Source organism: Streptococcus sp. M334 (assembly GCF_000187745.1).
Lineage (GTDB): Bacteria > Bacillota > Bacilli > Lactobacillales > Streptococcaceae > Streptococcus.
The window spans coordinates 237543-242534 of sequence record NZ_GL732486.1 but is presented as its reverse complement, the minus strand read 5'-3'; the positions used below and the strand labels follow the sequence as shown (position 1 = coordinate 242534).

The 4992-nt window shown below is 41.1% G+C and carries 7 protein-coding genes and 1 other annotated feature; all 7 genes read right to left on the bottom strand.

The features are described 5' to 3' along the window. Positions 1 to 116: 116 nt before the first annotated feature. Positions 117 to 1055 (bottom strand): dihydroorotate dehydrogenase, encoded by a 939-nt coding sequence (locus HMPREF0851_RS05810; RefSeq protein ID WP_000197785.1) that lies wholly within the window; start codon positions 1053 to 1055, stop codon positions 117 to 119. A 10-nt stretch (positions 1056 to 1065) separates the two neighbouring features. Continuing rightward, a complete protein-coding gene (locus tag HMPREF0851_RS05805; RefSeq protein WP_001070076.1) occupies positions 1066 to 1866 on the bottom strand; it encodes a dihydroorotate dehydrogenase electron transfer subunit in 801 nt (266 codons plus the stop codon). A 248-nt stretch (positions 1867 to 2114) separates the two neighbouring features. Further along, positions 2115 to 2495: a VOC family protein gene (locus HMPREF0851_RS05800; protein WP_000157162.1), complete on the bottom strand. Its 381-nt coding sequence runs from the start codon at positions 2493 to 2495 to the stop codon at positions 2115 to 2117. A 58-nt stretch (positions 2496 to 2553) separates the two neighbouring features. After that, positions 2554 to 2913 carry a 50S ribosomal protein L20 gene (rplT, locus tag HMPREF0851_RS05795; RefSeq protein ID WP_000124834.1) on the bottom strand — a complete coding sequence of 120 codons (360 nt, stop codon included), beginning with the start codon at positions 2911 to 2913 and terminating at the stop codon, positions 2554 to 2556. A gap of 51 nt (positions 2914 to 2964) precedes the next feature. Continuing rightward, positions 2965 to 3165, bottom strand: coding sequence for a 50S ribosomal protein L35 (gene rpmI, locus HMPREF0851_RS05790; protein ID WP_001125943.1), 201 nt, complete (start codon positions 3163 to 3165; stop codon positions 2965 to 2967). Positions 3166 to 3197: 32 nt separating this feature from the next. Continuing rightward, positions 3198 to 3728: a translation initiation factor IF-3 gene (gene infC, locus HMPREF0851_RS05785; RefSeq protein ID WP_000848180.1), complete on the bottom strand. Its 531-nt coding sequence runs from the start codon at positions 3726 to 3728 to the stop codon at positions 3198 to 3200. Positions 3729 to 3743: 15 nt separating this feature from the next. Then, positions 3744 to 3875, bottom strand: a sequence feature (ribosomal protein L20 leader region). A gap of 347 nt (positions 3876 to 4222) precedes the next feature. Further along, on the bottom strand, positions 4223 to 4992 hold a 770-nt coding region (locus tag HMPREF0851_RS05780; protein ID WP_198004165.1), incomplete at its 5' end, for an LPXTG cell wall anchor domain-containing protein.

Genomic DNA, 4992 nt, shown 5'->3' with positions numbered 1-4992 from the left:
AGAAATTACTATCTACATCATTCATGATTAATTTTTATTCTAACATAGTTATAAAGATGAAAATATTACAAAATGATGAAAATTCTGTGTCTTATTGACGATAAAGATGTTCTAGCTTATCTAAAGCTAGCTTTTACTTCCTGACGGAGATTTTCTAGACTGCTAATGCCGTATTTATCCATGACTTTTGGTAAATTTTCGATGATATCAGGACAGGCATAGGGATTGGTAAAGTTGGCTGTTCCAACTCCGATAGCAGAGGCACCAGCCAGATACATTTCTAGGGCAGCTTCTGCCGAATCCACTCCCCCCATTCCAATGATAGGCAGGTCTGTTGTTTGGGCTACCTGACGGATGAGTTTGAGGGCTACTGGAAAGACTGCTGGACCAGACATTCCACCTGTCCCATTGGCCAAGATTGGTTTTCTGGTTTTGAGGTCAAAACGCATTCCAACCAGAGTATTAATCATGGTCAAGCCACTTGCTCCCGCATCTTCTGCTGCTTTTGCAACGGTGACAATATCTGTCACACTAGGGGTTAGTTTGACATAAACTGGTACACCTGAGGATTCGACAGCTGCTTTCACCACATCATAAGCTAAATCTGGATCTTGACCAATCAAGAGTCCGTGATTACAGTGATCTACGTTGGGGCAAGAAATATTGAGCTCGATGGCCTTTACATTGCCTGCCTTAGAAATACCATGAGAAACGGCTGCATATTCTTGTTTTGAAAAACCAGCTACATTAGCGATAATAGGAAGATTTGGATATTCTCTTTCCAACCAAGGAAGCTTTTCAGCCAAAACAACTTCCAAACCAGGATTTTGCAAGCCAATTGCATTGAGCATACCAGCAGGTGTCTCTGCCACCCTTGGAGTTGGATTACCAAATCGTGGTTCAAGGGTTGTCGCCTTGATCATAATAGAACCTAAAAGGTCTAAATCATAGTACTTGGCATACTCTTGTCCAAAGCCAAAACAGCCTGATGCTGGAATAATCGGATTTTTCAAATCCAAGCCTGGTAGAGAAACTTGTAAACGATTTCTAGTCATGATTTTCTCCTTATAATAAAACTGTTCCTGTGCGGAAAACAGGGCCATCTTCACAGACGCGTTGGCTGACCGTCTCGCTTTCTGGCACTTTTAGGACACAGGCATAGCAAGCCCCCATCCCACAAGCCATACGAGATTCCAAAGATAGATAGGCTCTTGGATGGTCATAAAAGGTTTGATTGATATACTTCATCATACCTGGAGCCCCACATGAGTAAACAGCATCAAACTGACTGTCTAAATCATTGATGATAACAGACACATTTCCTTTAATGCCATAAGAACCATCATCTGTCGTTACAAAGACCTGCCCATATTGGGTCAATTCCTTTTCAAGGATAACAGCATCCTTATTAGCAAAACCAAGGACAGTCACTACTTTCACACCACGCGCATGCAATTCCTTGGCCACCTCAAGCAAGGGAGGAACACCAATCCCCCCACCAACGAGGAGTACCTGACTCTGCTCATCAAGGTCAGACAAGTCAAAACCATTTCCCTGAGGACCCATCACATCCAGAGTATCTCCCTGACTTAAGGTTGAAAAAATAGCTGTCCCAGTTCCCTCAATCCGATAAATAAGATGACACTGCTTATTTGCCTTATCGATAGACGAAATTGAAATAGGGCGACGCAAAAGATGGGCATCATCAGGCACACGCAGATGAAGAAATTGGCCTGCTCGCATAGCTTCAACCATTTCTCCTTCTAGGACTAATTCAAAGATTGCTGGTGCAATTTCCTCCTGTGCAACCACCTTCATGGTTTCCAAACGAATGGCACCCAAACGTTTCTTACATGTGGGATTCATGACTTTTCCTCCTTAAATTTTAAGGGGACCAGATAAAGAAAAGACCTTGCTAGTGCAAGGCCTCAGTTAAAATCATACAACACAAGAGAGCACACTCAAAAAGTCTCCTCTAGAAATTTGTACTATTCTTTTATCTGACACCTTGTGAGTCTCTCTGGACTCCCCTTAAAGGTTAAATTTTTATTAGTATACTCTTTCAGCTAAAAAAAGTCAAGTAGAAAACGAACATTCTACTTGACTTCATGAGATTATTTTTCACGAATGACTTCGACCTTGTAGCCATCAGGGTCTTTGACAAAATAATAGTTAGGTGCAGTTCCTGGCAGACCATTTGGCTCAGTCACTTCATAGCCTTTGGCACTGTGCTCTTGATGAAGTGCCTCAAGATCAGGTGTACTGAGGGCGATATGGGCAAAGCCATCTCCAACCACATAAGGACCGTGATCATAGTTATAAGTCAACTCCAACTCATAGTCGTCGCCCTCAAGACCCAGATAGACAATCGTGAAAGCTTGGTCTGGAAAATCTCTGCGACGCAATTCTTGAAAACCAAAAGCATCTTGATAAAATGCGATTGATTTTTCAAGATTTTCTACTCGCAAGCAAGTGTGTAGCATTTTTGAAGCCATATTTTTCTCCTTTATTTTTAAAAAGACTGGGACAATCCTGTTCCAGTCTTATCTGTTATTATTTACCAAGTTTTGCTTTCGCTGCATCTGCAAGAGCTGTGAAAGCTGCTGCATCGTTAACAGCCAAGTCAGCAAGCATTTTACGGTTAACTTCGATTTCAGCCAATTTCAAACCATGCATCAATTGTGAGTATGAAAGTCCGTTCATACGAGCTGCCGCATTGATACGAGTGATCCACAATTTGCGGAAGTCACGTTTTTTCTGACGACGGTCACGGTATGCATAGTAGTAAGAGTTCATTACTTGTTCTTTTGCAGTACGGAACAAGATGTGTTTAGCTCCATAGTAACCTTTTGCTAATTTAAGAATACGTTTACGACGTTTGCGTGATACAACGCCACCTTTAACACGTGCCATGTTTTATTTCCTCCAAATATTTCCTAGAATTCTTTACTTACAGTCAAGCTATTATTTCAAGCGAGTAAGCATTGCTTTGATACGTTTGTAATCTCCTGAATGCACCATAGATGCTTTACGAAGATGACGACGTTGTTTCTTAGTTTTTCCGTGGAAACGGTGAGAAGTGTAAGCACGGAAACGTTTAAGTCCACCAGAACCTGTACGTTTGAAACGTTTAGCTGATGCGCGGTGTGTTTTTTGTTTTGGCATGATTTTTTCTCCTTTATTTAACTTTCTGACAATTATTTTTTGTCAGTCGCTGGCGCCAATTGCATGAACATTTGACGTCCATCCATTTTAGCACGTTGTTCGATGATGGCAATATCTTGAGTTGCTTCAGCAAACTCGGCTAAAACTTTTGCACCAATCTCTTTATGGGTAATCATACGACCCTTAAAGCGAATAGATACCTTAACTTTATTTCCTTTTTCAAGGAATTTGCGTGCATTGCGAAGTTTTGTATCAAAGTCACCCTTGTCAATAGTTGGACTTAGACGAACTTCTTTCACAGTAACAACACTTTGTTTTTTACGTTGTTCTTTTTGCTTCTTCTGGTACTCAAATTTGAACTTACCGTAGTCCATAATTTTTGCAACAGGCGGTTTGGCTTGGGGTTGAATCAATACTAGGTCAACATTAGCGTTATCAGCCAAAGCTTGCGCTTCACTGAGTGGCTTGATACCTAACTGTTCTCCCTCAAGACCGATTAAGCGAACTTCACGTACACGAATCTCATCATTGATGAATAAGTCTTGCTTTGCTATGGTTTTCACCTCTTTTGTTTTATTAGAGAAAAACAATAGCGGACTCGTAAATATACAAGCCCGCACGTTATGATAGCGTTTCTTAGAAACTTTTCATCCGTAGGGCCAGGCAACTTAATGTCACAAGGCGAGAAGCTCTCACTTCTGCTTTTCTCAACTTTTATATGATACCAAGTTTTCTAGCCCTTGTCAAGATAAAAAGTTATTTTTTTGAAAATTCCCTTTTTCTTCCCTACAGTTGAAAAACTACCTCAAAAAACAGTTAGCTACCATTCAATCGAATCGCAAATATCCAAGAAAGCTAAAAATTCAATCGGTAGTTGATTTGATCTATAGAGTAATATAAATCTCAAAAAACAAGGTAAAGAACCTTTATTTTTTATGCAAAAAAATAGAAGATGGGATAGATAATCTTAAACACATCTTCTATTCAAATAGTTAGTCCACTGACTTACTGACATTGGGAAACTTCCCAAATTTTTACAATTATTAAACTTTTACACTTAGTCTTCTTTACGGCGACGCCCTGTAAGGCCAATTCCAAGCAAAGCACTTGCTGTTCCTACAATCATCATTGCAGTTGTATCTGTAGAACCTGTATTTGGTAATTTATTTCTATCAACCTGAGTCGTAAATGATTGATTCTTTGAACCTCCTTCTTGTGCCTGATCTGAATCAACTGCTACAGTTGGGGCATCTGGCGTTACTTCCTTAGCTGGAAGGTTACCCTTAGCTGGACTACTTAGATCACTATTACCATGTTTCGCTGTGGCACTAATCACTGTGTTGGCATCTGCAGCGTTATGAGCGACTGTCACGACACCTGTGTTGGCATCAATGCTTACGCCGTCCTTAGGAGTTGCTAGACTCCATGTTGAGCCAGTTTTCGTTGCGACCACTGTTGAGTTTCCTACTGTAACTTCTACTCGGTCTGCATCTGCACTTGGCGTTACGGTTACTCGTGCGTTTGCTTCGTCACTTGCTACTGTTGGTGCATTTGGTGTTGTTTCTTTGGCTGGTAAGTTTGCTGTTGAGGCTGTACTTGCATCACTGTTTCCGTGTTTTGCAGTTGCGCTGACTTGTGTTCCTGCACTTGCTGCATTGTGTGCTACAGTGATTACTCCGCTTGTTGGATCTACACTTACACCGTCTTTAGATGGTGTTAGACTCCATGTTGAGCCAGTTTTCGTTGCGACCACTGTTGAGTTTCCTACTGTAACTTCTACTCGGTCTGCATCTGCACTTGGCGTTACGGTTACTCGTGCGTTTGCTT

Excerpts from the sequence above, each read along its gene's own strand:
- HMPREF0851_RS05810 (WP_000197785.1), bottom strand. The coding sequence starts at position 1,055 with ATGACTAGAAATCGTTTACAAGTTTCTCTACCAGGCTTGGATTTGAAA.
- HMPREF0851_RS05805 (WP_001070076.1), bottom strand. The coding sequence starts at position 1,866 with ATGAATCCCACATGTAAGAAACGTTTGGGTGCCATTCGTTTGGAAACC.
- HMPREF0851_RS05800 (WP_000157162.1), bottom strand. The coding sequence starts at position 2,495 with ATGGCTTCAAAAATGCTACACACTTGCTTGCGAGTAGAAAATCTTGAA.
- rplT (WP_000124834.1), bottom strand. The coding sequence starts at position 2,913 with ATGGCACGTGTTAAAGGTGGCGTTGTATCACGCAAACGTCGTAAACGT.
- rpmI (WP_001125943.1), bottom strand. The coding sequence starts at position 3,165 with ATGCCAAAACAAAAAACACACCGCGCATCAGCTAAACGTTTCAAACGT.